This is a genomic window from Frateuria sp., from assembly GCF_013362045.1.
Classification (GTDB): domain Bacteria; phylum Pseudomonadota; class Gammaproteobacteria; order Xanthomonadales; family Rhodanobacteraceae; genus Frateuria_A.
In genome coordinates this window covers 1-2,792 of the sequence record NZ_JABFWW010000009.1, presented here as the reverse complement: position 1 = coordinate 2,792, position 2,792 = coordinate 1, and the positions used below count along the sequence as shown (strand labels likewise).

Annotated in this window: 4 protein-coding genes; 2 read left to right on the top strand and 2 right to left on the bottom strand. The window is 70.1% G+C overall.

The window, feature by feature from the left end; translation table 11 throughout:
• Both HOQ08_RS00275 and HOQ08_RS00270 read left to right on the top strand, forming a co-directional pair.
• Positions 1-1,189, top strand: a 1,189-nt coding sequence (locus tag HOQ08_RS00275) for an ATP-binding protein (protein WP_291189784.1), incomplete at its 5' end; no start/stop codon positions are given.
• Between the two features lie 84 nt (positions 1,190-1,273).
• Positions 1,274-1,753 (top strand): DUF6328 family protein, encoded by a 480-nt coding sequence (locus HOQ08_RS00270; protein ID WP_291189781.1) that lies wholly within the window; start codon positions 1,274-1,276, stop codon positions 1,751-1,753.
• On the opposite strand, the gene ispF is transcribed toward HOQ08_RS00270, so the two are convergent.
• Together ispF and HOQ08_RS00260 are read right to left on the bottom strand one after the other, a co-directional pair.
• Positions 1,736-2,215, bottom strand: a complete 480-nt coding sequence (gene ispF / locus HOQ08_RS00265) for a 2-C-methyl-D-erythritol 2,4-cyclodiphosphate synthase (RefSeq protein ID WP_343203800.1) — start codon at positions 2,213-2,215, stop codon at positions 1,736-1,738. The two genes, HOQ08_RS00270 and ispF, sit on opposite strands and share 18 nt — an antisense overlap.
• A 2-nt stretch (positions 2,216-2,217) precedes the next feature.
• Positions 2,218-2,792 (bottom strand): 2-C-methyl-D-erythritol 4-phosphate cytidylyltransferase (locus HOQ08_RS00260; protein ID WP_291189775.1); only part of this gene is annotated, 575 nt, incomplete at its 5' end.

Sequence of the window (2,792 nt, the reverse complement as noted above, 5' to 3'; positions counted from 1 at the left end):
TGCGCGGGTCTCACTGATCAAGACGCTGGCCGAGCAGGAAGGCGTGCGCATCCTGCCGAGCAAGCCCACCGACGTGTACATGACCGTCGATGCTACGTCGCTCGATGAGCGCGTCGCCGACGAACTGGTGTCGCGCCTGGGGCCGGGCACCGTGCTGGCCTCCGCGGTGAACGGCGAGAAGGGATTCTGGGTCGGCGTCAAGATCGACTCCGACGCCTACTGGCTGCTGATGGACCGCAACCGCTTCACCAAGGTGGGCGGCCGGACTTGGCTCATCTGGCTGATCACGGCCGCAGGCTTGTCCCTTGCTGGCGCGGCCGTCATCGCCCGCCTGATCAACCGTCCGCTCAAGCAGCTGTCGTTCGCCGCCAGCCGCGTGCGCGACGGCGACTTCGACGCCAGCCGGCTCGACGAGAAGGCCGTCACCAGCGAGATCCGCGAGGTCAACATCGGCTTCAACCGCATGGCCCAGCAGCTGGCCAAGATCGAGCAGGACCGTGCCGTGATGCTGGCCGGCATTTCGCACGACCTGCGCACGCCCCTGGCCCGCCTGCGCCTGGAAACCGAGATGAGCGTCACCGACGCCGATGCCCGCGACCACATGGCCGCCGACATCGACCAGCTCGATGCCATCATCGACAAGTTCCTCGACTACGCGCGGCCCGACCACGCCGAGCTCAAACCGGTGTGCCTGCGCGACGTCATCGATGCCTGCGTCTACGCGGTGCAGGACCAGGGCGATATGCGCATCAACGTCGATGTCGGCAAGGCGCTCTACGTGCTGGCCGACGAGGTCGAACTGGCACGCGTGGTGTCCAACCTGCTGGAGAACGCGCGCCGCTACGGCAAGACGCCGGAGACCGGCATCGCGGTGGTGGACATCGCCGCCAAGTCGCGCAACGAGTGGGTGCTGCTGAAGGTGCGCGACCACGGCATGGGTGTCGCGCCGGAAGCGCTGCCCAACCTGGTGAAGCCGTTCTTCCGCGGCGACGCTGCACGGACGGCCGCGACCGGCGCCGGCCTCGGCCTGGCCATCGTCGACAAGACCGTGCAGCGCATGGGCGGCATCTTCGCGCTGGCCAACACCACGTCAGGCGGCTTGGCCGCCCACATCAAGCTGCAGAAGCCGCGCAGCGGCGCCGTGCACGACACGGTCGAGCCGTCCGAATCGCCCGAGACGGTCAGCTGACCGAAGCCACCAGCGCTCCACGCTGACGACGCCCGGCAAGGGCGTCCTACCGCTGGGCCACGGCGCGCAGTCCACGATGACGCCATGGCGCCGCAGGTGGAACAGGAATCCCTGAAGGACGAGATGCGCAACGTCGTCGAGGAGGCCCGCATGGTCATTCCCGGCGTGCAGGCCTTGTTCGGCTTCCAGACCATGGCGGTGTTCAACAACCGCTTCGAGGACCTGCCGCCTTCGGGCGTGGCCGCCTACGTGGCCGGGCTGGCCATGCTGGCCGTGGCCATCGCGATGCTGATGGCACCCGCCGCCTGCCATCGCATGTCCGAGCGCGGGCAGGTCTCGCGCAGCCTGATCGACCTGTCGTCGCGGCTGCTCACCTGGGGCATGTTGCCGCTGATGCTGGGGCTGTCGCTGGACATCTTCGTCGTCGTGCTCGCGACGATGGACGATGCGCGCGAAGCCCTGGTGGGCGGCGTCGCCGCGCTCGTGGTGTTCAGCGCCTTCTGGTACGTGCTGCCGGCGGTGCGCCGGCGCAAGGGCAAGGCGGTCTCAGCCCGCGGTGGCTGACAGCAGAACGACCGCCCGGGCCTCGATGCTCTGGCCCTGGCCCACGGGCCCCAGCTTTTCGGCGGTCTTGGCCTTCACGTTGACCTGTGCGGGCGCCAAGCCCAGCGCCTTGCCGATGCGCGCCCGCATGGCGTCGATGTGCGGTGCCAGCTTCGGCGCCTGCGCGACCACGGTGCTGTCGATGTTGACGATCGACCAGCCTTCCTGGCCCACGCGGCGCGCGGCTTCCTCCAGCAGCAGCACCGAGTCGGCGCCCTTGAAGCGCGGATCGGTGTCGGGGAAGTGGCGCCCGATGTCGCCCAGCCCCGCGGCGCCGAGCAGCGCGTCGGTGATCGCGTGCAGCAGCACGTCGGCGTCGGAATGTCCCAGCAGCCCGCGGTCGTACGGAATCGCCACGCCGCCGATCACCAGCGCACGCCCGGGCACCAGTGCATGCACGTCCCAGCCTTCACCGATGCGCATCGTCATGCGGACCTGCTCCCCAGCACGGCGGCGGCCAGCGCGAAATCCTCCGGCCACGTCACCTTGATGTTCTGCGCACTGCCCGCGACCAGCATCGGCCGCAGCCCGAGCGCCTCGATAGCCGACGCCTCGTCGGTGACCTCGGCGCCCGCCTGCACGAGCGCGCGCCGCAACTCGCCCACGCGGAACATCTGCGGCGTCTGCGCCAGCCACTTGCCACGCCGCGGCAGCGTGCCCTGCACGCGGCCGCCCTCCTCCTGCTTCAGCGTGTCGGTGAGCGGCTGCGCGAGCAGGCCGCCCACGGCATCGTGCTCGCAGGTGTCGATCAGGGTGTCGATCCACTCGGGCTGGACCAGGCAGCGCGCCGCGTCGTGCACCAGCACCCAGTCGTGGTCGGATGCCCCGCGCGCCGCGAGCTGCTCCAGGCCGGCGCCCACGCTCGCGGCCCGTGTCGACCCACCGCAGGGCACCACCTCGTAGCCTTCGCCCGAGGCGAGCCGGTCGTAGCCCGGCGCGACCACGACCAGCACAGATGCGAGCCGGCGCAAGCGCGTGAACGCGGCAAGCGTGTGCTGGA